Below are 23,344 nucleotides of genomic sequence, written 5' to 3'. Positions count from 1 at the left end.
TGCACATGGTCAAACACGGGGCGTTGCGCGATCACTCTGCAGCGATTGCCGTCTGTTGATTTCCACGCAGAAGTGACCCACTAACCCCCAGGATTTCCATCCAAATCTGATCCACGTACTAACCCTAACCTGCTGCTTTGTTGAGCAGCAGGAGACCAGGAGTGATAGACGTGGCAACACTGAGTGTCATCAGGCGCTGGGCCCTGCGAGAGCAGCTGTCCATCAGGGAGATCGCCCGCCGCACGGGCCTCTCGCGCAACACCATCCGCAAGTACCTGCGCGCAGGCGAGGCCGAGCCGCACTATGCCAAGCGAGTCAGTCCATCCAAGCTCGATCCCTTCGCCTTGAAGCTCGCCGGCTGGCTCAAGACGGAGGCTGGCCGATCCCGCAAGCAGCGGCGCACCGTCAAGCAGATGTACGTGGATCTGCAGGCGCTCGGTTATGGCGGCTCCTACAACCGTGTGGCGGCCTTTGCGCGCCTCTGGCACGAGCAGCGCCTGGTTGCACAGCAGACCACCGGCCGAGGTACCTTCGTTCCGCTGACCTTTGGCCCGGGTGAGGCCTTCCAGTTCGACTGGAGCGAGGACTGGGCTGTTCTCGCCGGCGTGCGCACCAAGCTGCAGGTAGCCCACTTCAAGCTCAGCCACAGCCGAGCGTTCTACCTGCGCGCCTATCCGCTGCAGACGCACGAGATGCTGTTCGATGCCCACAACCATGCGTTCGTGGTCCTGGGTGGCGTGCCCCGCCGTGGCATCTACGACAACATGCGCACCGCTGTAGACCGGGTGCGCCGTGGCAAGGAGCGCGACGTCAATGCGCGCTTTGCGGCCATGGTCAGCCACTTCCTGTTCGAGGCCGAGTTCTGCAATCCCGCGTCGGGCTGGGAGAAGGGCCAGGTGGAGAAGAACGTGCGCGATGCCCGCCATCGCCTGTGGCAAGTGGTGCCGCCATTCCCAAGCCTGCCCGATCTCAATGCCTGGCTTGAAGAGCGCTGCGTGGCGCTGTGGCACGAGATCGAGCACGGCAAGCTGCCGGGCACCGTCGCGGATGTCTGGGCTCAAGAGAAGCCCGCCTTGATGCCAATGCCCCGGCCCTTCGATGGCTTTGTGGAGAACACCAAGCGCGTCTCACCCACCTGCCTTGTCCACTTCGAGCGCAATCGCTACAGCGTGCCGGCGCCGTATGCCAATCGGCCGGTGAGCCTGCGGGTCTATGCGGATCGCTTGGTGATTGCCGCCGAAGGCCAGATCGTGTGCGAGCATCAGCGCCTGATCGAGCGTAACCACCATGGTGCGGGACAGACCGTGTACGACTGGCGCCACTACTTGGCGGTGCTGCAGCGCAAACCAGGAGCTTTGCGCAACGGCGCCCCATTCCTGGAGCTGCCAGCGGCCTTCAAGCGACTGCAAGCCACCTTGCTCAAGCAAACCGGCGGCGACCGGGAGATGGTGGAGGTACTGGCACTGGTGCTGCACCACGATGAACAGGCTGTGCTCGCTGCAGTGGAGTTGGCACTGGAGTCAGGGGCTGCCAGCAAGACGCACATCCTGAACGTGCTGCACCGCCTGCTGGACGGCAAGCCCGCTCCAGCACCGGTCACGTCGCCGCAGGCCCTCAAGCTGGCGGTGGAACCCCAGGCCAATGTGCTTCGCTACGACCAATTGAGGGAGGTGCGCTATGCGTCATGACCCTGCCATCGCTTCCATCGTGATCATGCTGCGCGAGCTCAAGATGCACGGCATGGCCCAGGCGGTTGCGGAACTGGCTGAGCAAGGTGCACCGGCCTTCGATGCGGCGCAGCCCATCCTGTCCCAACTGCTCAAGGCCGAGACCGCCGAGCGCGAAGTGCGCTCTGTGGCCTACCAGCTCAAGGTGGCCAGGTTCCCTGCGTACCGGGACATGGCGGGCTTTGACTTCAGCCACAGCGAGGTGAACGAGGCACTGGTACGCCAGTTGCACCGCTGCGAATTCTTGGAGAACGCCAACAACGTGGTGCTGGTGGGTGGACCGGGTACGGGCAAGACCCACATTGCCACGGCCCTCGGGGTGCAAGCCATTGAGCACCATCACCGCAGGGTGCGGTTCTTCTCCACGGTGGAGCTGGTCAATGCACTGGAAGAGGAGAAGGCCCAGGGCAAGCCGGGGCAGATCGCGCACCGCCTGGCCTATGCTGACCTGGTGATCCTGGATGAGCTGGGCTACCTGCCGTTCAGTACGTCAGGAGGAGCCTTGCTGTTCCACCTGCTGTCCAAGCTGTACGAGCGCACCAGCGTCGTGATCACCACCAACCTGAGCTTTAGCGAGTGGGCCAACGTGTTCGGCGATGCCAAGATGACCACGGCGCTGCTGGACCGACTCACGCATCACTGCCATATTCTGGAAACCGGCAACGACAGCTACCGGTTCAAGAACAGCTCCGCACAGCAACCACCACAGACCACCAAGAAGGAGAAGATAGCCAAGAACTTATCCACAACGTGAGCGTGAAGTTCACGAACAAGGGTGGGTCAGATCGAGATGGAAATGGTGGGTTACGGTTGGATGGAAATCAACACCTATGGCCCTCAGGGACCTGACCAAGGCTGTCAGCATGCCTTCCGGGAAGATCCATCCCTACTTGGTGAGCTTTGGGAAGATCGGGCTCGTGGCACAGGACCCCGTAACTGGTCAGTACTTGCTGGGACCTATGGCGATCCAATTGGGGCTCACCGGGCTGCAGACTCTCAATCCCATTCGCGAAGCGACGCCCATGGCGGAGGCGTTGGCTGCTGAAACCGGGCACACGGTTGCGATCGCGGTCTGGGGAAACCTCGGGCCCGTCATCGTTCGCCTGATCGACGCCGCGTACCCGATCAACACCAACATCCGTACCGGAACGGTGATGTCGCTGGCCAATACAGCAACCGGCAGGGTGTATTCAGCTTATTTGCAAAGGCCATTGATCGACCGGATGCTTCAGGATGACTACATCCGTTTGGGCCCTGACATTGCCCATCCGCTTGATGGCAAGGCGGTTGAGGATCTGATCGAGGAGGTGAGGGCGCGGGGAATGTCGCGAGGGGTGAATCATCCAACGCCGGGGATTGTTTCGTTCTCGGCACCAGTCTTTGACTACTCCGGCGCGATTGCCCTGACTATCACGATGATGGGCCCTACGGGTACCTTTGACCCTGATTGGAATGGTCCGATGGCCGTGGCCCTGCGCACTTGTGCCCTCGCTATCTCGCAGAGGCTCGGATTCAGGAAGGCGTAGGTGAACCTCGCCAGCGGCAGGCAATCCCGGCCAATGGATGTCAGCGCGGATCCAGAGAGGCTCTTGAAGGTCCGCCTAGGCGTTTGGATACCTCTTGGCCGCATGCGCGCACGGCTGTGGCTTGGGTGCCATTCCAGTCCGTGTCAAAAGACCTTGAGCGCCCCATGAGCGTGACGCCCAGGACGATGTTGCCTGAATAGTCAAAGACGGGCGCGGCAAAAGAGCAAACACCAGGGGTGGGGTTGTTGACCGAGCGCGATACCCCATGCTTGCGCACCTCGATCAACATTCTCTGCAGTTCTTCCGTGTCGACGGGTTTCGCAATGTCCGGCCCTAAGCGCCGCTCGTCTTCCAGCAACGACTCTTCGATCAGTTTCGCGGGAAGGTATGCGGCGAACAATCGACCAGTCGCAGTACCGGCAAGGGACATTACCGTTCCAGTACGGATGTTGGTGTGCAGCGGATAGATGGCGTCAAAGAGGAAGACCATCGTCGGGCCTTGATTTCCCCAGACGGACAATCCGACGCTGTGCCCAGTTTCCCGCGCCAGCTGCTCGGCGAAGGGAGTGGCTTCGCGTACTGGATTGAGCATGCGGAGGGTCACAAGGCCTAGTTGCATTGCCGTGGGTCCTAGCCAATAGAAACCCGTCGAGGCTTCCTGGGTCACAAGCCCCAACTTGGCAAAGCTCACGAGATAGGGGTGCGCCTTTCCTGGAGCCATGTCGGCAGCTCGCGCCAGTTCTCTCAACGGCAACGGGCGACCTTGCGCACCAAGTGCGAGAAGCAACTGACCGCCGGCTTCAATAGACTGAATTCCTCGGCGCTCCTTCTCGGAACCACCTTCATTGCCGTCTTCATCAAGTGCGCCCATGGTCTTGTCCTTGGAGTTAAATTTGGCGGTCTCGTTTGCCATAGATGAATTTTTAGTCTAGTGCTTATGCATTAGGATGTCTGTGACCAGGCGCAATACGGCGCTGAATCGGGAGCCATGGGGCTTTTGTTTCCGTCTGTTCATTTTTTTGCTCTGCACTCAGGCGCCGCGCCGGAGGCTCCCGAGGCGCGTGGAGATCGCTGAGCCGCATGCTCTTGCCGCCTTTGCCTGGTTTCCGCTCCAGGCTGTGTCAAATGACCGGGTACGCCCCAGGAGTGTGACCGCCATCACAACATTGCCCGAATAGTCGAAAACCGGGGCTGCAAACGAGCTGACCCCCACTGTGGGCATATCCACGGAACGTGAGAGTCCATGTTCGTGTACCAAGCTGAGCATATCTTGCAGCTCGCTCGACTCAACGGTTTTTGCGATATCTGGGCCCAGGCGACGGTCATCCTCCAGCAGTGACTCTTCTATGAGTTGTCGAGGTAGATAGGCCACGAACAAGCGCCCTGTTGCTGTTCCGGCAAGAGACATCACCGTCCCCACACGCATGTTGGTATGAAGGGGATAGGTCGCATCGAAAAGCGATACCACCGTCGGCCCTTGATTTCCCCAAACAGACAGTGCAACGCTGTGCCCTGTTTCTTGCGCGAGCAGTTCCGCAAGCGGTGCGGCTTCGCGCAAGGGATTGACGGTGCGAAGCGTCAGGAGGCCGAGTTCCATGGCGGTACGACCGAGCCAGTAGTGGCCGGTTGAGGCGTCTTGAGTCACCAGACCGAGTTTTGAGAGGCTCACCAAGTAGGGGTGTGCCTTTCCCGGAGCCATGTTGGCAGCCCAGGCAAGCTTCTTGAGGGGAAGAGGGTGCCCGTGGGCCTCCAGCGCAAGAAGCAGCTGCCCACCAGCCTCTATGGCTTGAATGCCTCGGCGCGCCTTGTCTGGGGCCACGTCAATTTCTTCCATCACAGATGTCCCCGTAGTCGATGCATGGTATCTGATCCATTCAATTGCATTTGATTGGGGTAAACCATTAGTCTATAAAAAATGCATTAGCACCATACTAACGTCATTGGGTCGCTAAAAGCGGCCCCTACGTCCAAGGAGTGATGACCATGAGTGAGCTGGAAACGAGCTATGACGTTTTGGTAGTTGGAACTGGAGCGTCCGGCATGTCCGCGGCCGTGACGGCTGCGTACGAGGGGTTGAAGGTACTGGTTGTCGACAAGGCGCCTGTCTATGGGGGCACCACGGCCCGGTCTGGTGGCTGGTTGTGGATTCCCGGGACAAAGCTCGCCAGGGAGCAAGGCATCAGCGAACCCCCAGGGGCGGCACGGGCATACCTGCAGCACGAAACCACTACGCATTTCGATCCCGCGCGCGTAGACGCCTTTATCGAGAACGGGCCAAAGGCCATTGATTTCTTCACGGAAAAAACGTGCGTGCAATTCGACATGCCGCCAGTGTTTCCGGACTATCACGCAGAGGCCCCCGGCGGCCAGCCAGGTGGCCGCTCCATGGTGACCCGCCCATTCGATGCCCGTGAACTCGGAGCCTATGTTTCAAAACTCGCCCCCCCCGTGCCCGAGTTGACGGTTTTCGGGATGATGCTTGGATCAGGTAAGGAGCTGTGGCACTTCTTGCGTGCCTTCAAGTCGCTCGAGTCATTCTTGTATGTTGCCAAGCGCTTCGGCGGACATCTCATGGATGTTGTCAGGTACGGCCGTGGGATGACGCTGACCAACGGCAATGCACTGGCCGGTCGGCTGGCCAAGGCCGGCATGGACCTGAACATCCCCGTGTGGCTGAATGCTCCGGTCAAAAAACTCATCGTGGAAGGCGATGCGGTCGTGGGTGCAACTGTGGTGCGGGACGGCAAGTCAGTAGAAGTTCGAGTGCGCAGAGGCGTCGTTCTTGCCTGTGGTGGCTTTCCCTACGACATCGAGCGTCGCAAGCAGTTGTTCCCACATGCGCCAACCGGCCGAGAGCACTTCACTCCGTCCCCTGCGCTGAACACCGGTGACGGGTTGCGCCTCGGCGAATCCGTAGGGGGCTGGGTCGATCCCAGCATCCCGAATGCGGCCGCCTGGTGTCCAACCTCGGTGGTCCAGCGCAAGGATGGCACCCAGGGAGTTATGCCGCACTTCATCGATCGCGCGAAGCCCGGTGTGATCGCCGTGACTTCAAGGGGGCGGCGATTTACCAACGAGGCGATGTCTTACCACGACTTCATTCAGGACCTCGTGAAAGCTTGCAAAGGGTCCGCCGAAGTGACCTGCTGGCTCGTCTGTGATCACGAGCACCTGCGCGAATATGGGTTGGGGGCGGTAGCTCCATTCCCTCTGCCCATTGGCAAGCATCTCAAAAGTTGCTATTTGAAGCGAGGCAGCAGCCTTCAGGAACTGGCGAGCCTCATCGGCGTTCCAGCCGCCGCCCTCCAAGAAGAGGTCGAAGCCTTCAATCGGGATGCCGCGTCTGGAGTGGACACAAAGTTTGCCAAGGGAAGCACCGCCTATAACCGGTATCAGGGCGACTCGCTGGTCAAGCCCAACCCCTGCATGGCCCCGATCCATAGAGGTCCGTTCTATGCCATCAAGATAGTTGTGGGTGAAATCGGGACGTTCGCAGGGTTGGCAACCGATGAGTCCTGCCAAGTCCTTTCAAAGGACCGGCAGCCAGTCAAGGGCTTGTATGCAGTTGGCAATGACGCCGCCAGCATCATGGGCGGCAACTACCCAGGCGCAGGCATCACCCTCGGTCCAGCGCTCACTTTTGGCTATGTCGTCGGTCAGATGCTCGCAAGGAAAACAAGTGAACCGACAGCCAGTCCGAATCGGACCTCTGCTGGGCGCCTGCAACCCCAAACAGCATAGATCGAATACATACCAAGAAAGACAGCAATGGAAATCTCTGAACTCATGGCGCCCAAGGTCCTCCATGGACGCATCGCGCTTGTGACCGGCGCAGGACAAGGCAATGGCAGGGCTATTGCCAAGGGCCTTGCAAAGGCAGGGGCTCGGGTCGTCGTGACGGACTTGAACGAAGAGAACGCCAAGCTTGTTGCCGCAGAAATTAGGGCCGCTGGCAGTGATGCAATCGCGTACAAGTTGGACGTGACCTCCAATGATGCTTGCCAAGCCTTGGCAAAAACTGTGGCCACTGAAATCGGCAATATCGACATCCTGGTCAATAACGCGGGCATCATCATTCGCGAGGGGCTGGACAGCCCCCAGGTGGCGTCCAACCTCGAGCGCACTCTGAATGTCAACGTGATGGGATCTTTCCTTCCATCGCATGCATGGCTGGATGCGCTGAAGCAGACCAGGGGAGTGATCATCAATGTGGGGTCTATTGCCTCGAGCACTGGAATCCCCAACGTGGTGGGCTATTCACCATCCAAGGGCGCCGTCAAACTCATGACGCAAGCCCTCGCCGTCGAGCTTGCCAAGGACGGAGTTCGGGTGAACGCAATCGCTCCCGGAGTCATCGAAACTCCGATGACTTCCTACACACGGGAGGCTCCTGAGCGACTCGACAAATTCATGCTGCGCACGCCCATGGCACGCGTCGGCCAGCCCGAAGAATTGGTCGGTCCCGTGGTTTTCCTGGCATCCGGCATGGCCTCCTATGTGACGGGGGTCACGCTTCCTGTGGATGGCGGGTTTCTCGCCTCCTGAGTCCTTGAGTCGTTTCCATCCAGATTTCCAACCCAGAACTCACCGAGTTCACCATTCCAAAAAGGAGACAGCCATGAGTATTCCTAAGCTCTTCAAGCGAGCCATCCTGGCAGCCGGCGTTATCGCTGCTGCCACCGCAAGCGCGCAAGACATCAAGCTTGGATACAACGGAGATTTGTCCGCATCCCCATCGGCGCAAAGTGGGCAGGCAGCGGTTCTGGGCATGGAGGCCGCAATCGCCGACATCAACGCTGCAGGCGGCGTTCTGGGCAAGAAGCTGACGCTGGTTACGCGGGACGATACCTCTGCGCCTCCAAAGTCGATCCAGAACATGAGCGAATTGATCGACAGCGAGAAGGTCTCTGCGGTCTTTGGTCCGACCAACTCCGGCAATGCGATGGCCTGGAAGCACATCGCCAACCAAAAGAAGATCCCTGTGATCGGCAACGTGGGGTCGGGCACCGATATCACCAAGCCCATGAGTCCTGGTGCGGACAACTATATGTTCCGAGTCTCGATGGTGGATCGTGAGCAAGTAGCGGCCTTGATGGCCTACGTGAAAAAGAATGCGGGCCAGTCAAAAGTAATCGGTTTGATGGCGGAAACCACGGGCTATGGCCAGGGCGGTCTCAAGGACATGGAGGAAATCGCGAAGCTGCAAGATATCAAGATTGCAGCGACTGAGCGCTTCGGTGTGGGCGATACCGATATGACGTCTCAGCTGAGCAAGATGAAGTCCGCGAACGTGGACACTGTGGTGGTCTGGGCTCAGGGGACGCCCATCGCGCAGCTTGTTCGCAGCATGGAGAAGACAAATTACTTCCCCTTGGTGCTGACCTCCTGGGCTGCCGACAACATCACTTTCTATGATGCGGCAGGCAAGGCGCTTGCCGAGAAGCCAATCTTCATGCGCACGGTGAGCGAGACGCGTACACCTTCCCAGCAGAAGCTGTTTGATCGCATCGGGGCCAAACTCAAGGCGCCCGGCTCGTTCTCCTTTGCATTGCATGGCTACGACTCGGTGCAGCTCTACGCTGCGGCTGCCAAGCAAGCCAACAGCTTTGATGGCTCGGCTGTACGTGTCGCGCTGGAAGATCTGAAAGCACCGGTTCAAGGCGTACTCAAGACTTACGACAAGCCGTTCAGCAAGGCCAACCATGAGGCTCTGACAGCCAAAGACCTGGTCTGGATTCGCTGGAAGGACGGCAAGCTGATGCCCTATGCGGATCCGATCGTGAACTCGCTGAGCAGCGCGGACTTCAAGCAATAACGCGCAACGCTTGTCTGGACTGCGCGAAGCAGTCCAGGAAATCATCTCGGAGATAACAATGACAGAGGCGCTCTTGCAGGCGATTCTCAGTGGCTTGGCCGTGGGCGGTGCCTACGCCCTGGTAGCCCTGGGTTTCAGCATCACATTTACAACCACCAAGACCTTGAATTTCTCCCATGGGGAATTCGTGTCCGCGGGTGCATTCATCGGCATGAGCGCGCTCTTCCTCGTCCTCGGTCTTCCTGTGACTTCCACTACGTTCGGCCAGGCCCAGCCTGGTGCCGGTGCCCAGCTGCTGGCGCTTGTTGCAGCCCTTGGAGTGATGGGCTTTTTGGGATGGCTCCTCTACGTGATTGGCGTACGCCCTTTCGCTGGGCGGCCTGGCATGGCATGGGTCATGAGCACCCTGGGCTTTGGCGTCATCCTCCAGAGTATCGGCTTGGCCATTTGGGGCCCCAAGCCGGTGGTCGTCCCGGGACCGGTGGGCGACACTGTAATACGTCTCATGGGAGTCGGTGTGCGACCGCAGGAGCTGCTCACGTTGGGGGTCGCCGTTGTCATCATGATCGGCTTCGACTTTGTGATGAACCGAACGATGGTGGGCAAGGCCATGCGGGCTGTTGCGGCTAACGGCAACGTCGCGAGCCTCATGGGCATCAATACCAACGCAGTGATGATTGGCGCTTTCGTTGTCAGTTCTGCGCTGGCTGGCCTTTCGGGCTTCCTTCTCGCTCCTATTGCGCAGGCATCCCTTTTCATGGGCCTCACCGTGGGGCTGAAGGGATTCTCCGGCGCCATGATCGGCGGGTTGAGCAATCCACGTGGTTGTGTGATTGGCGGGTTCGTTCTCGGCGTCCTTGAGTCCCTGGTGAACCTGTGGTCGGCGCAGTGGCGCGAGGTCGCTGTTTTTGCCCTTGTCATTCTTGTTCTTGCGTTCCGGCCGACCGGTCTTTTCGGCAAGCAGATGGTGGAGAAGGTATGAAGCGCGGCCAACATCTTTTCGGGGTCATGCTTGCCGTCGCTGTTCTCGCAGGCCTGGTTTCCTTTCTGGGAAATGACTACTACCTGCGCATCGTTTTCATGATGTGCGTGTATTACCTCTGTGCTGCAGGCATGAACGTGCTTGTGGGCTATGCAGGGCAGAAGTCACTGGGCCAGGCTGGCCTGTTCGCAGCCGGGGCATATGCGGTGGCGTTGATCACAACGCGCACGGAGATCAACCCGTGGTTCGCGCTGTCGTTGGCAGCTGTTGTCTCCGGCATCTGCGGCGTGCTGATCGCGCTGCCGTCCTTGCGGGTCAAAGGACCCTATCTCGCGATGGTGACGCTGGCGTTCGGCATCGTTGTCGAAAAGCTCGTCGGCGAATGGACTGACGTTTTTGGGGGCGCCCAGGGTATCTACGGCATCAAGCCACTGACCTGGAACGGACAGCCCCTTACGTCCCTGCAATGGGTGTGGCTGGGCATCGCCCTGTGCGCGGTGACGCATCTGCTGCTGCGCAATCTTTTGCAGGGCCGTTTTGGCCGGGCGCTGCTCTCACTGCAAGCCGATGAGATCGCTTCATCTTCGGTGGGCGTCCGTGTCTATCGAGCCAAGGTCATAGCCTTTGTGGTTGCGGCAGTTACCTGTGGCATTGCTGGCGCGCTGGTGGCACAGCAGAACCAGTACATCAACTCCGACTTCATCACATTCCATCTGTCGATCTTTATTCTGCTGTTGGTGCTGTTTGGTGGTGCTGGCTCGCAGTACGGCCCTTTGGTTGGAACAGTGGTTCTGACTGTGATCGACGCTGCTCTGGCCCGTTGGCCGTCAGCCCAGCACTTTCTCTATGGATTTCTGCTGCTGTTTGCGCTCTACATCATGCCGGGAGGGGTCATGGGGCTTCTTTCGACGTGGTTCCGCCGGCCGGCGGCTGCCCCTGACATGCCTATCAAATCCGCAGCTCCGACGCGCATTGGTCCGCAGGGAGAGGGCGAGTTGCTGGTGGCCCAAGGTGTCACCAAAAACTTTGGTGGAGTACGGCCTGCTCAAAACGTGTCTTTCCGACTTCAGCGTGGGCATATCCACGCGCTGATCGGACCCAACGGTGCGGGTAAGAGCACGATGATCAACATGCTCACGGGTCTTCTGGATCCAAGTGAAGGCTCGATCAAGTTTCTTGGCCAGGAGGTATCGAGCCGACCGGTGCATGCGATCTGTCGCATGGGAATGGGGCGCACCTTCCAAAACCTGCGGCTGTTTGCAGATCTGTCGGTTCTGGACAATGTCATGCTGGGCCGCCATACGCGCATGACGAATGGGTTTCTCGCATCCTTGTTTGCGCTACCCAGTGCTAGAAAGCAGGAAGCCGCCACCCGTGCCCGCGCCTTGCAACTGCTGGATTTGGTCGGTCTGCTGCATCTGGCCTATCAACCGGCCGGCAGCCTCCCCTATGGCCTTCAGCGCCGTGTCGAGCTTGCACGGGCGCTAGCCACTGAGCCTCAACTACTGTTGCTTGACGAGCCAGCTGCAGGTCTCAATCCACAAGAGACAGCGGAGTTGGGCGATCTTCTTGTCCGTATTGGCAAGTGCGGTGTGACCATCTTGATGGTGGAGCACCACATGGATCTCGTCATGTCGATCTCCGACCACGTGATCGTGTTGGACTACGGGATCAAGATCGCAGAGGGAAGGCCCTCTGAAGTGCAAGCCAACCCCCGTGTCGTCGAGGCCTACCTAGGCGTTGACGAACCGGCGGACGCTCTTGTCGCCCCCTGATCTGGAAAGCACCCTATGTTGAAACTCGATTCAGTGAAGGTCGCCTATGGCGCGATCCAGGCCGTCAAAGGCGTGAGCTTGGAAGTGCGGGAGGGCGAAGTGGTCACCATCATCGGTGCGAATGGCGCGGGTAAAAGCACTCTTCTCAAAAGCATCTGCGGGCTGGAACCCGTTGCCGAAGGCAGCATACAGATTGATGGGAAGGATGTCGCGAAAGTCAGAGCACACGAGCGCGTCGCGCTGGGGGTAGCCATGTCGCCCGAGGGCAGAGGTGTCTTTGCCGACCAGACAGTTCGCGAGAACCTGATGTTGGGCGGCTACTCCCGCCGGCGCAATCCAGCCGCGATTGAAGCGGCGATCGAGCGAGAGTTCAACCGCTTCCCGAGATTGCGTGAGCGTCAGAACCAGTTGTCCGGAACCATGTCGGGCGGTGAACAGCAGATGTTGGCGATCTCGCGTGCGCTGATGAGTGAGCCACGGCTCCTGTTGCTGGACGAGCCGTCTCTCGGATTGGCGCCTTTGATCATCAAAGACATCTTCAATGCCATCCGCCAGCTGCGCGAGTCGGGTCTGACGATCCTGCTGGTTGAGCAGATGGCCAAGCAGGCTCTCGGTGTCGCAGATCGTGCCTACGTGCTCGAGACTGGCCACATCACTTTGGAGGGGACCGGTAGTGCACTCCTTAACGATCCCAAGGTCAAGGCCGCGTACCTCGGCTCACATTGACCGTCATCAATCTATTTCAGAAGGAATATCCCATGAGCCAAGAAACCAAGAAGTTTGCCTCGCAAGCCGACCTTGAAGAGAAGAAGGTCACCTTTAGCCAGATATCCGAACACGCGTGGGCCTACACAGCAGAAGGCGATCCAAACACCGGCATCATCATTGGCGACGACGCAGTGCTCGTGGCTGATACACAGGCCACGCCGGCCATGGCGCAAGACGTCATCCGCCGTATTCGCGAGGTGACCGACAAGCCGATCAAGTACGTCGTTCTGACGCACTACCACGCTGTGCGCGTGCTCGGTGCCAGTGCATACGGCGCAGATCACATCCTTGCGAGCCAGGACACCTACGATTTGATCGTTGAGCGTGGCGAGCAGGACAAGGCCAGCGAAATTGGTCGCTTCCCTCGTCTCTTCGCGGGAGTTGAGACCGTACCCCCTGGCATGACTTGGCCCACGATGACTTTCACCGGAAAAATGACGCTGTGGCTTGGCAAGGTGGAAGTCCAGTTGTTGCAACTCGGCCGTGGTCACACCAAAGGCGATACCGTCGTGTGGCTGCCTGGTGAGGGTGCTCTGCTGTCTGGCGATCTGGTCGAGTTCGGCGCCACACCCTATGCGGGCGACGCCTACTTCAAGGACTGGCCGCAAACCCTGAAAAATCTTGCTGCCCTCAAACCAAAGGCGTTGGTGCCAGGACGCGGAGTGGCTCTGACCACTCCTGAAGAGGTCGCCAAAGGTCTTTCAGAGACAGGTGAATTCATTGCCGACGTGTATGCGAATGTGCAAAAGGGCGTCTCTGCGGGCAAGGATCTGAACACGATCTACAAGGAAACATTCGCAGCGCTGAAGCCCAAATATGGTCACTGGGTCATCTTTGACCACTGCATGCCGTTCGATGTAACCCGTTGCTACGATGAGGCGACTCAATACGCTGATCCACGCATCTGGACTGCAGAGCGCGACATCGAAATGTGGAAGACGCTGGAAGGCTGAGGTTTCTCCTTCAGTCCCCAACCATCTGTTATCTCGGCTCGGACCGACCTTTGGGACGGTGCGGACGGGTCGGTCCGTCCCTGCATTCTGGGGATTTGCCGGCTCGCAATACCTGTCAAGGAGCAAAGCGTGATTGACCACTTGAATTCGGAACGCCGCTATCAAAGTGGCTTCGGCAACGAGCATGCCACGGAGGCCGTGCCTGGCGCGCTGCCTCAGGGGCGCAATAGCCCGCAAAGGGCTCCGTTTGACCTGTATCCCGAGCTTATTTCTGGAACTGCGTTCACCGCGCCGAGGCATGAAAACCGCCGTACATGGATGTACCGACGCCAGCCCTCGGTGGTGGCGGGGCGCTACAAGGCATACCACCAGCCGTTGTGGACCACGGGTGGAGATCGCGGAACGCTCCTCGCGCCAGAGCCAATGCGCTGGCATCCCATTCCTTTCGAGGAGGGCGTGGAAATCGACTTCGTTGATGGAATGCGAACCCTGGCAGCCAATGGCGACGCGGATGAGCAAGCGGGTGTTGGTTCTTTGGTGTACCTGGCGAACAAGTCCATGGACAGGCGCGCATTTGTCAATGCGGATGGTGAATTGCTCATCGTCCCCCAGCAAGGGCGGTTGGTCATCACAACCGAATTGGGCGTCCTGGATCTCAGGCCCGGGGAGATTGCAGTCTTGCCTCGTGGCTTGGCCTTCAAAGTTGCAGTGCCGGATGGACCATCGCGGGGGTATGTGTGCGAGAACTATGGTGCGCAGTTTCGCTTGCCTGAACTGGGGCCCATTGGGTCGAACGGGCTTGCGAATGCGCGAGATTTTCTGTCTCCTGTTGCTGCCTTCGAAGAGCAAACAGGTTCCTGCGAGCTGATAAAGAAATTTGGTGGGCACTTCTGGGTTGCACCTGCGAAGGGCTCGCCATTTAACGTTGTGGCGTGGCATGGAAACTTGGCGCCGGTGAAGTACGACACGGCCAACTTCATGACCATCGGTTCCATCAGCTTCGACCACCCAGATCCTTCCATCTTCACGGTGCTTACTTCGCCCAGCGATACGCCTGGCACGGCGAACTGCGACTTCGTGATATTCCCGCCGCGATGGCTCGTCATGGAAGACACCTTCCGACCGCCTTGGTACCACCGCAACCTGATGAGCGAGTTCATGGGCCTGGTCTACGGCGAGTACGACGCAAAGCCTGGTGGGTTCAAACCTGGCGGTGCCAGCCTTCACAACGCGATGGTGCCGCACGGCCCTGATGAAGAGGCCTTTGAAAAGGCCTCAAGCGTGGAGCTGACACCACAGAAGCTGGACAACACCCTGGCGTTCATGTTTGAAAGCCGGTATCGCTTCATTCCTTCCGCCTTCGCACTCAGCAAGGCGCCTTTGGATCATGACTATGCCGACTGCTGGGCGGGTCTCAAGGATCAGTTCAAGCCTGCCGGAAGGAGTTAAGAGACTATGTATGACATCGACGCTACCCACGACCCGAAGCTAAAGAGCTGGGTCGATTCGGCCAATCTTGCAGGCTGCGATTTCCCAGTGCAGAACTTGCCTTTCGGGCGATTCAAGCGAGTGGATAGTCAGGGCGACTGGAAGATCGGTGTGGCCATTGGTGATCAGGTCTTGGGTCTTCGGGCCGCTGGTTTGATTGACACCGACGACATGAACCTCGTCATGGGCGCTTCGATGAGCGATCGGAGGGCCCTGCGTCACAAGATTTCTGAAGGCTTGCGTGACGGAAGTCCTCAACGTGCGACCTGGTTGGGCGCCCTGGTGCCGCAGGTTGAATGCGAGTACACAGTGCCTTGCCGTGTGGGCGACTACACCGACTTCTACACGAGTGTTCACCACGCGACCACGGTGGGCAAGCAGTTCCGTCCAGACAACCCATTGCTGCCCAACTACAAATGGGTACCCATTGGGTATCACGGCCGCGCATCTTCGATCGGTGTGAGCGGCGTCACCTTCAAGCGGCCCCGTGGCCAGATCAAGGCTCCCGACATGTCTGTACCTGGTTTGGGGCCGTCCAGGCGCCTGGACTATGAGCTGGAGCTGGGTTGGCTCGTAGGGGCAGGCAATCAGCAGGGAGAGTCCATCGAGATTGGAGATGCTGAGTCTCATCTCTTTGGAGTGGCCCTGTTCAACGATTGGTCCGCGCGTGATATCCAAGGCTGGGAATATCAGCCTCTGGGCCCCTTCCTCTCCAAGAATTTTGCAAGTACCTTGTCCCCTTGGATGGTGACCATGGAGGCATTGGCTCCCTTTCGCGTAGCGTTCGAGCGGCCCCCCGAAGACCCGCAACCCCTCCCGTACCTTGACGGTGACGGCAATCGCAAAAGGGGAGCATTCTCAATATCTCTTGAGGTTCTTCTGCAGACCCAAACGATGCGCGACGCGGGCGAGGGCCCTGTGCCCCTTTCAAGAACCAATGCCAGTCGAGCGGCGTACTGGACCCCCGCGCAATTGGTAGCGCACCACACTGTGAATGGGTGCAACTTGCAGGCTGGCGACTTGTTGGGGTCTGGGACCCTGTCTGGCCCAGATCCGAGCGAGGCGGGCTCGTTGATGGAGCTGACGACAAGTGGAAAGCACCCGGTCAAACTACCCAACGGAGAGGTCCGCAGCTTCCTTGAAGATGGAGATACGCTGATCCTGCGCGGGTGGTGCGAAGCCGAAGGTGCGGTGCGCATTGGGTTTGGGGATTGCGCTGGCACGGTCGCGGCGTCATGAAGAAGCGCGGAACCCATGCATCCTGAAAGTCCGCGCACTGTGAGTCGCCGGGCACTTGGGGTGCAGGTGACCCTCATCGCCGCGATGGCGATCTGGGGGCTCAATGTCACCGTGGTGAAGCAGCTGACCCTCAGCTTCGAAACTTCCATGCTCGCAGCCTTGCGGATGGTTGTGGCGCTAGCTGTCTTGTCAGGAATTCTGGTCTGGAAACGCCAGATAGTTACCGGCCTGGATTGGAAGCAAGTTCGTACCCTGGTTGGGTGCGGCGTACTGATGGTCTACCTGAATCAACTGCTCTTCGCAGAGGGGTTGCAGCGGTCTACTGCGACGAACGGCGCTCTCATCATGGCTCTCAGCCCCTTGGTGTCTGCAGTGCTTGCCGCGATCATGTTCCGTGAGCGCCTGACCCCGCAACGTCTGCTCGGTGTTGCTTTGGGCTTTGGCGGTGTTTCTGCTGTAGTGCTTAGTCACCCCGGCGCCGGACTGTCTAGTGCGAGCATTGGCGATCTGATGCTGGTGGCGGGGGTGGTGAGCTTTGCGGTCGGGGGGGCGCTGGTGCAGCGCCTTGCCCGCTCTTTACATCCCTTGACCATCAGCTGGTCCATTTACCTCGTTGGTACTTTGATGCTAGTGCTGCAGGCGGCAATCAGAAGTCCTTCCTTGGCCCCTGAAGCGATTTTCCCTGGATGGTGGCAATGGGCGCTGATCTTGTTCTCCGGGGTGATGGCCACGGCCTTGAGCAATCTGCTTTGGAACCGCGCCATTGCCTCTATTGGTGTAGCACGCACAGCGGTCTTCCTCTACTGGGTTCCTGTTTTCGGCGTGCTCTTTGCTGCGATGTTGCTGGACGAGCGTTTGACTACGTGGCACCTCGTGGGCTTTTTCGCAGTCATGGCCGGCACTTTCCTCGGCACTAGACCACCAGTGCCGCCTTCATCGAACTCTTAAGCCTTTCAAATTTCATCATGACTATCCATGAGCCGCTGTTGTTTCAGCCTTTGAGGCTTCGAGAGCTGCAGCTGAAAAATCGCGTTGTCATATCTCCGATGTGCCAGCATGCCGCCGAAGCGGGGCGGGCCACTTCCTGGCATATGGTTCACCTCGGGAAGTTCGCACTTGGTGGCGCAGGTCTCATCTTGACGGAAAGTACTGCTGTCGACCCGCGTGGCCGTATTGGAACCGCGGATTTGGGTTTGTGGGATGACAGCCAAATCGAGCCGCTGAAGGCAGTGGTCGATTTCGTGCACGCAAACGACTGTGCAATTGGCGTCCAGTTGGCTCACGCGGGCAGAAAGTCGGGTAGCCAGCCGCTGTGGGAGGGAGGTGCGGCATTGAGTGAAACGGAAATGCAAGCCGACACAGAGCCTTGGCAGCGGCTCGGCCCCAGCGCGCTCGCTGCAGGTCCAGGTTGGTCCCCGCCCCGAGCTATGGATGCTCAGGAGATTGAGGACGCGATTCAACGCTTCGTCGATGCAACAGTGCGGGCGGACAAGGTGGGCTTTGACGTCGTGGAGTTGCACTTCGGTCACGGCTATCTAGTCGCTAGCTTTCTGTCCCCGAACTCAAACCACCGAGACGATGAGTGGGGCCGCAGCCTCGATGGCCGCATGAGACTTGCGGTCGAACTGGCAACCCGAGTGCGGGCTGTCTGGCCTGCCAGCAAGCCTCTCTTCTGCAGGCTGTCCGCAGTGGATGGCAGCGTTGACGGGTGGAGCTTGGAGGATTCGGTTGTCCTCGCACGCGAGTTGGTCAAAGTCGGCGTGGACGTCATCGACTGCTCATCGGGCGGGTTGACTGAGGAAACGCGCGCACTTCCGGTGCCACGTGGACTGGGCTTTCAGGTGCCGTTCTCTGAACGCATTCGGCATGGCGCCAATGTGCCCACGCAGGCGGTTGGAATGATCGTCGATGCGGTTCAGGCAGAGGCCGTACTTCAAGAAGGCAAGGCTGATCTGATCGCTTTGGGTCGAGAGGCCTTGTTCGATCCGTATTGGGCTCACCACGCGGCGGGTGCATTGGGTATGGATTCGAACTACCAGCGCTGGCCCATTCGCCATGGCATATGGCTGGCAAAACGTGCACCCGGCTTGGCGCGAGCACGTGCGGAGGCTGCCGAGCAGCAGAGCTGACATAAAAGGGAAGGACACGCATATGACGGTACGCATGGGACTCATCCGAAAAAAAGTCGGCTGGACTTTTGAGGATTTCAATTCATATTGGCGCGATAGCCATGGAGCGCTCGCCAGTCAGTTGCCCAATTTGCGCGAGTATTGGCAAAACCCCGTCGTGGATCGACTGCAGCGAGGTATTGACTTCGCGAGGGGGCCATGGGATTTCGATGGATTTTCGCAACTGTCTTTTGACGACGCAAAGCAGTCTGACCGAGCTTTCAGCGATAGCGATTTGGCGAACGACCTCATCCAGGACGAGCAGTATTTCCTTGGTGACTTGCACATCGTGACCGCCGAGCAGTCCGTGGTCATTCCGGTGCCTACACAGAAAGAGCGCTCCCAACTCCTAAAGCGCATGTCGGCCATCAAGCGTCTGCCGACCCTGAGCGAAGAAGAGTTCCGTCGAGAATGGAAGACTCACGGCGACTTGGTTCGCAAGATGTCTGGCGTCAGCGCCTACCGCCAGAATGTGATCACTGGACGGGAAAGATTGAAAGGGCGCCCCTGTGCCTACAGCGATCTTCCTATCGACGGGATCGTCGAGCTTTGGTTCAAGGACGCGGAGACGCTTGGTGCAGCGTTCGGTTCAGACGCTGGCAAGGAAACAATGGCTCATGCCAAGACTTTTTTGTCTGAAATCACAGCGTTTGTGGTGGCCGAGCGGCAAATTCTCTGACGGTAAGGGCTTCAGATGATGAAACGTATGACGCTCCTGGCCAAGAGGGAAGGGATGGCCACGAGTGACTTCCGTGCATATTGGGCGGGGCCTCATGCGCAGCTTGCACTCGGGATGAATGGAATTGTCAAATACACGCACAATCGGGTGGACAAGGTTTTGTGGGCGAGCGATGGTGAGCCGACCTTCACCGTGGATGGTGTCGTCGAACTGTCTTTCTCCGACGCCGAGGCCATGCGGCAGGCCCAAGCGTCAGTTGTAGGGGCCAAGTTCATTCCGGCCGACGAGCCGCAATTCCTCAGGGGGTGGACGTTGTGCGTTGTGGAGGAGCAGGGCGACGAACCTCAAGAGCAATGCACCAAGGTGCTCATTCCGTTCCATGCGCAGCCAGAGACGCGCAATGCGTTGTGGTCTGAACTGCAAGACCTGGATAAGGCTTTAGGGATGCGTTCGGTGCTGAACTGGACGGTGTCGACAGCACGGCGCGAGAAACTCTGGGCGGAGCCTGTCCCTCCCACAGGGGTCATTTCCGCTTGGCTAGCCAGTGTCGCGAAGGCTCATGAAGCGTTCGAGCCCGAGTCCAGGCTCCGCCGGGTGGTCGAGACGTACACCACAGATGGCGTTGCCTATCTCGTCGACCGGCTCCACATCAGGTAAGGCGCCACCTGTCCGTGCCGGTGCGCGAATCCTTGCTTCCTTGCCGCATTCCCGGTGGAGCTCTGACCGCTGTGATTGCGTGCCGCACAAGTGCGAAGGTGAACTCGACGGTGTTTCCGACTCTAGGAAAACAACCCATTTGATCAACCATGGAAAAAGCCGCATGGATGATGGGGTCCTGTTATCGACTCTCATTGGCCCGCATACGGGTTGATTCCAACCATAAAGTCCGTCGGAAGAATTCCGTGTCGCGAAATGCCAAGCGCCTCGGTTGAGGCGCTTTTGGGGTCAAGATCGCAAAGGTCTGCGGGGAGTCGGATGGGCTGCTTCAGGCTGGTTGCAGCCGCTTGTGCCCCATCTGACATACGACAGCTTTATGCGCTCAACGGGCAATCTACCAGGCAGCGCCTAGGGCCTCCATGCAATAGCGGAGGTCCACCGTTCAAGGTTGATCGCATGCGAACGCGAACACTCGGACGAGAAGAGTGGCCATCGTGCTGCGAAAATGCGCTGCATGACGACGCCCCCTTCGCACACTGCCAATGCACAGCCCGGAAAAGCTCCCAAAGATTCCGGGAGTAACGCGACACCGCCTTCCAGGCGCGATGGCGAACAAGCCCGTCAGTTGCTGGCTGCGGCGGGTCAGCATGTGCTGACGCATGGCTTCGGGGACTGGTCATTGCGGGCCATCGCACCGCACCTTGGTACCAGCCACCGCATGCTCATCTACTATTTCGGTTCGGCCGATCATTTCTGGGAGCGTGTGCTACACGAAATCCGCCGCGACGAGGTGGCCAAGCGCCGTGAGATCCTGGGCAACGACCTCGGCATGGCAGGCAACATCGAGCGCGCATGGGACCGCTTCTCGACCGAGAGCTACTTGCCCGTGATGCAACTGCTGTTCGAGCTCTATGGCCGAGCAGTGCGAAACCCTGAGCGCCATGCGGATTTCCTACAGGACGTAGTGGCAAGTTGGCTGGAACCCCTGGAACGCCAGATGATCCACCAACTGGGTCTGCGCCCGAAAGAGGCCCGGCTGCGTGCGAGGCTGCAGCTTGCGACATTTCGTGGCCTGATGCTGGACCTGCTGGCGACAGGGGACCGCAAGGAGACCACTGCTGCCCTCAAGTACTTCGCCCAACTCATCGCGCAGCCGCCTCATCCTGACTGACTGCCACCCGAACCGCCTTCTGCTTAGCGCCCGCGCCTTCTGGCTCGGGCGCTTTTTTTTGCACTTGCGCTTTCCCTTGATTTCTGTACCATGCGGTTCATTGCAACCGTGTACCACACGGTACATACTCTTTGAAAGGAGCTGATGATGAAGCCGTTGAACCGTCGTCCGGGGTTGAAAGTGCTCGTCGCCTTGGGCGTTTTGCTGGCGCTGCCAGCGTGGTCGCAGACCTGGCCCGCGCGGCCGATCAAGCTCATCGTTCCCCAGGCCGCAGGATCGGGCAATGACGTGCTGGCGCGCACCCTGGCCGAGCAGCTCGGCAAGGGCCTGGGCCAGAGCGTGGTGGTGGAGAACCGGCCCGGCGCAAACGGCAGTGTTGCGGCGAGCTACACCGTGGGACAGCCGGCCGACGGCTACACGCTTTTTCTCGCTGGGGTGTCTAACCTGGCCTGGAATCCCTATCTCTATCAGCGTCTGAGCTACAACCCTGCGCGCGACTTCGCCGGGGTGGCCGTGTTTGCCAACACGCAGTTCGTCACGCTGGCCTCGCCCACGCTGCAGGTGCGCAGCTTTACCGAGCTGGTGAAAAAGGCCAAGGAAGCACCGGGCCAGATCAGCTATGCATCGGCAGGCATCGGCAACTCGACCCATCTGTCGATGGAACTCGTGGCCGAGCGCAGCGGCATGAAGCTACAGCATGTGCCGTTCAACGGCGCGGGCGCCACCACCAGCCTGATGGCTGGCGACACGCCGGTCATGACGACCGTGCCCGGCGGCATTACGGAGCTGGTGCGCACCGGCAAGCTGTTGGCGCTGGCCGTGACAGGTGACAAGCGCATGGGTGCATTTCCAAATGTGCCTACCTTCAAGGAGCTTGGCTATGACGTAGCTGTGCCGGGCTGGTACTCGATCGTTGCTAAGACAGGCACGCCACCGGCCATCGTGCAGAGGCTCAACACTGAGATAAACAAAGCGATCCAGACTCCTGAGGTGCGCGAGCGCCTGGCCGCGCAGACGCTGGAGCCGATCTCGGCGCCTGCCTCCGAGGTCGAGCGGCTGGTGCAGCGTGACGCTGCAGCCTGGGGGCCATTCATCAAGAAACTCGACATCGCGCAATAAGCAAGCAACCCGAAGAAGGAAAAGAACGCCATGCCCCGCCTCACCACCACCGTGCGCGACGCCCGTACGCAAGCCATGCAGGCCCTGATGGACCGCTTGCGCGTCGATGCGTTGGTTTTCACCACTCCGGATTTCTTTCAGTATGCGAGCAACTTCCAGCTTGACGTCTGGCCCTGGGAGCGCCCGGTGTTCCTTTTTGTGCCGCGCCATGGCGCACCGTTCGCGGTGATGAACGAACTCTCCACCCACCACCTGCGCTTTTGCCTGGAAAAGCAGAGCCTGTGGCTGGACGCTGACCGCATTCACTACTACAGCGAGCACCCCCGCATCACGAACAGGCTGCCCTTGCCAGCGCAATTGCCCGAGGTGGTGGCGGGCCTGCTGCACTCGAACGGCTTGGCCGGTGCTCGGCTAGCGGTGGATCTCCCGCACCCGGTGCTGGCGCTGGCGCAGCGCCATTTGCCTGAGCTGGTGGTGCGCCCCTCCCACGGCGAGATGCGTGCGCTGCGATGGGTCAAGCATGCCGAGGAACTGCAGATCATGCGAGAACTCGGCAGTTTGACGGACTGGGCGCAGGACCGCTACCGCGAGCTCTACAAGCCCGGCGCCCTGGTCCAGGTAGTGGATCACACCGTGGCCGCGTTGATGGCAGAGGAAGCCGCGAGGCGGTTCCCCGGCGAGGATTTCGAAGTCATGAAGTGCTGGACGTTGACCGGCCCCGCCTCGGCCTCGCCGCACGGCGATGGCGCTTCATGCGGCGCCCGCATTGCACCGGGCGACACCATCGTCAACTTCGTGCTGCCGCGCTTGAATGGCTACTACGTGGAGAACGAACGCACCTGGTTCTGCGGCGCGCCGAGCGCGCAGCAGGTGCAATGCTTCGAGACCGCGCGCGCCGCGACCGATGCCGCCGTCGCCGCCGCGCGCCCGGGCAGGCGCGTGTGCGACATGGACGCTGCGGCGCTGGCGGTGATCGAGAAGGCCGGACTGGCCGACCACGTGTTCCATCGCACGGGACATGCCGTGGGCCTGATGCTGCATGAGTACCCCGAGGACATGGCTTTCAATACGCGTGCGCTGCTGGCCGACGAGGTGTACTCATCAGAGCCCGGTCTCTATGTGTATGGCCTGGGCGGTTTCAGGCTCGATGACACGGTAGTGGTCGGTGATGAACCGGAGGTATTGGTGAAGACCCCCAAGGACCTCGCCTACGCCACAGTGGGCTAGAGGAGGTGCTCACCACACAAAGCCGCCACGCCCGGTGAATCGCAATTGAT

At 59.6% G+C, this 23,344-nt stretch carries 21 protein-coding genes; 19 read left to right on the top strand and 2 right to left on the bottom strand.

The window, feature by feature from the left end; genetic code table 11:
* Positions 1–161: 161 nt before the first annotated feature.
* From istA to AC3RCE_RS21710, 3 genes are all read left to right on the top strand, one after another.
* Complete coding sequence (istA, locus tag AC3RCE_RS21720) at positions 162–1,688, top strand: IS21 family transposase (protein ID WP_492253782.1); 1,527 nt, start codon at positions 162–164, stop codon at positions 1,686–1,688.
* The gene (gene istB / locus AC3RCE_RS21715; protein WP_492253781.1) at positions 1,678–2,481 is read left to right on the top strand and encodes an IS21-like element ISThsp10 family helper ATPase IstB; all 804 of its coding nucleotides are present in this window, start codon (positions 1,678–1,680) and stop codon (positions 2,479–2,481) included. Before istA ends, istB begins: the two co-directional genes overlap by 11 nt.
* A 76-nt stretch (positions 2,482–2,557) precedes the next feature.
* On the top strand, positions 2,558–3,253 hold the full coding sequence (locus AC3RCE_RS21710) for an IclR family transcriptional regulator (RefSeq protein WP_369643438.1): 696 nt from the start codon (positions 2,558–2,560) through the stop codon (positions 3,251–3,253).
* Between the two features lie 40 nt (positions 3,254–3,293).
* Here AC3RCE_RS21710 and AC3RCE_RS21705 read toward each other — a convergent pair whose 3' ends face one another.
* Together AC3RCE_RS21705 and AC3RCE_RS21700 are read right to left on the bottom strand one after the other, a co-directional pair.
* Positions 3,294–4,124 (bottom strand): IclR family transcriptional regulator, encoded by an 831-nt coding sequence (locus AC3RCE_RS21705; RefSeq protein ID WP_218296328.1) that lies wholly within the window; start codon positions 4,122–4,124, stop codon positions 3,294–3,296.
* Between the two features lie 159 nt (positions 4,125–4,283).
* Positions 4,284–5,087, bottom strand: a complete 804-nt coding sequence (locus tag AC3RCE_RS21700) for an IclR family transcriptional regulator (RefSeq protein WP_492253929.1) — start codon at positions 5,085–5,087, stop codon at positions 4,284–4,286.
* A 149-nt stretch (positions 5,088–5,236) separates the two neighbouring features.
* Between AC3RCE_RS21700 and AC3RCE_RS21695 the strand changes: the two genes are divergently transcribed.
* The 16 genes from AC3RCE_RS21695 (at position 5,237) to AC3RCE_RS21620 (ending at position 23,294) form a co-directional block, all read left to right on the top strand.
* Positions 5,237–6,994, top strand: a complete 1,758-nt coding sequence (locus AC3RCE_RS21695) for an FAD-dependent oxidoreductase (protein ID WP_492253928.1) — start codon at positions 5,237–5,239, stop codon at positions 6,992–6,994.
* Positions 6,995–7,021: 27 nt separating this feature from the next.
* A complete protein-coding gene (locus AC3RCE_RS21690) occupies positions 7,022–7,798 on the top strand; it encodes an SDR family NAD(P)-dependent oxidoreductase (protein WP_255594778.1) in 777 nt (258 codons plus the stop codon).
* Positions 7,799–7,871: 73 nt separating this feature from the next.
* The gene (locus tag AC3RCE_RS21685) at positions 7,872–9,068 is read left to right on the top strand and encodes an ABC transporter substrate-binding protein (protein ID WP_492253927.1); all 1,197 of its coding nucleotides are present in this window, start codon (positions 7,872–7,874) and stop codon (positions 9,066–9,068) included.
* Between the two features lie 58 nt (positions 9,069–9,126).
* Entirely contained in the window at positions 9,127–10,050 is a 924-nt protein-coding gene (locus AC3RCE_RS21680; protein WP_218296215.1) for a branched-chain amino acid ABC transporter permease, read from the top strand.
* A complete protein-coding gene (locus AC3RCE_RS21675) occupies positions 10,047–11,825 on the top strand; it encodes a branched-chain amino acid ABC transporter ATP-binding protein/permease (RefSeq protein WP_492253926.1) in 1,779 nt (592 codons plus the stop codon). The genes AC3RCE_RS21680 and AC3RCE_RS21675 overlap by 4 nt, the downstream gene beginning before the upstream one ends.
* Positions 11,826–11,840: 15 nt before the next feature.
* Positions 11,841–12,551 carry an ABC transporter ATP-binding protein gene (locus AC3RCE_RS21670; RefSeq protein WP_369643433.1) on the top strand — a complete coding sequence of 237 codons (711 nt, stop codon included), beginning with the start codon at positions 11,841–11,843 and terminating at the stop codon, positions 12,549–12,551.
* 32 nt (positions 12,552–12,583) lie between these two features.
* Positions 12,584–13,546 carry an MBL fold metallo-hydrolase gene (locus AC3RCE_RS21665; protein WP_369643432.1) on the top strand — a complete coding sequence of 321 codons (963 nt, stop codon included), beginning with the start codon at positions 12,584–12,586 and terminating at the stop codon, positions 13,544–13,546.
* A 129-nt stretch (positions 13,547–13,675) separates the two neighbouring features.
* Positions 13,676–14,995, top strand: a complete 1,320-nt coding sequence (gene hmgA, locus AC3RCE_RS21660; protein ID WP_492253925.1) for a homogentisate 1,2-dioxygenase — start codon at positions 13,676–13,678, stop codon at positions 14,993–14,995.
* 6 nt (positions 14,996–15,001) lie between these two features.
* Positions 15,002–16,273 carry a fumarylacetoacetase gene (gene fahA / locus AC3RCE_RS21655; RefSeq protein WP_218296211.1) on the top strand — a complete coding sequence of 424 codons (1,272 nt, stop codon included), beginning with the start codon at positions 15,002–15,004 and terminating at the stop codon, positions 16,271–16,273.
* Between the two features lie 66 nt (positions 16,274–16,339).
* Positions 16,340–17,221, top strand: a complete 882-nt coding sequence (locus AC3RCE_RS21650; protein ID WP_492253924.1) for a DMT family transporter — start codon at positions 16,340–16,342, stop codon at positions 17,219–17,221.
* 17 nt (positions 17,222–17,238) lie between these two features.
* A complete protein-coding gene (locus AC3RCE_RS21645; protein ID WP_492253923.1) occupies positions 17,239–18,402 on the top strand; it encodes an NADH:flavin oxidoreductase/NADH oxidase in 1,164 nt (387 codons plus the stop codon).
* A 22-nt stretch (positions 18,403–18,424) separates the two neighbouring features.
* The gene (locus tag AC3RCE_RS21640; protein ID WP_492253922.1) at positions 18,425–19,120 is read left to right on the top strand and encodes an EthD domain-containing protein; all 696 of its coding nucleotides are present in this window, start codon (positions 18,425–18,427) and stop codon (positions 19,118–19,120) included.
* 27 nt (positions 19,121–19,147) lie between these two features.
* Positions 19,148–19,777: an EthD domain-containing protein gene (locus tag AC3RCE_RS21635; protein WP_492253921.1), complete on the top strand. Its 630-nt coding sequence runs from the start codon at positions 19,148–19,150 to the stop codon at positions 19,775–19,777.
* Positions 19,778–20,291: 514 nt separating this feature from the next.
* Positions 20,292–20,948 (top strand): TetR/AcrR family transcriptional regulator, encoded by a 657-nt coding sequence (locus AC3RCE_RS21630; RefSeq protein WP_255591051.1) that lies wholly within the window; start codon positions 20,292–20,294, stop codon positions 20,946–20,948.
* A 147-nt stretch (positions 20,949–21,095) separates the two neighbouring features.
* Complete coding sequence (locus AC3RCE_RS21625; RefSeq protein ID WP_492253920.1) at positions 21,096–22,067, top strand: Bug family tripartite tricarboxylate transporter substrate binding protein; 972 nt, start codon at positions 21,096–21,098, stop codon at positions 22,065–22,067.
* Between the two features lie 30 nt (positions 22,068–22,097).
* A complete protein-coding gene (locus AC3RCE_RS21620) occupies positions 22,098–23,294 on the top strand; it encodes a M24 family metallopeptidase (RefSeq protein ID WP_492253919.1) in 1,197 nt (398 codons plus the stop codon).
* Positions 23,295–23,344 lie beyond the last annotated feature (50 nt).

The sequence above is a fragment of the Acidovorax sp. GW823-FHT05D11 genome, from assembly GCF_058795695.1.
The sequence above is the reverse complement of the archived record's forward strand: the minus strand, read 5'-3'. Positions and strand labels throughout refer to the sequence as shown.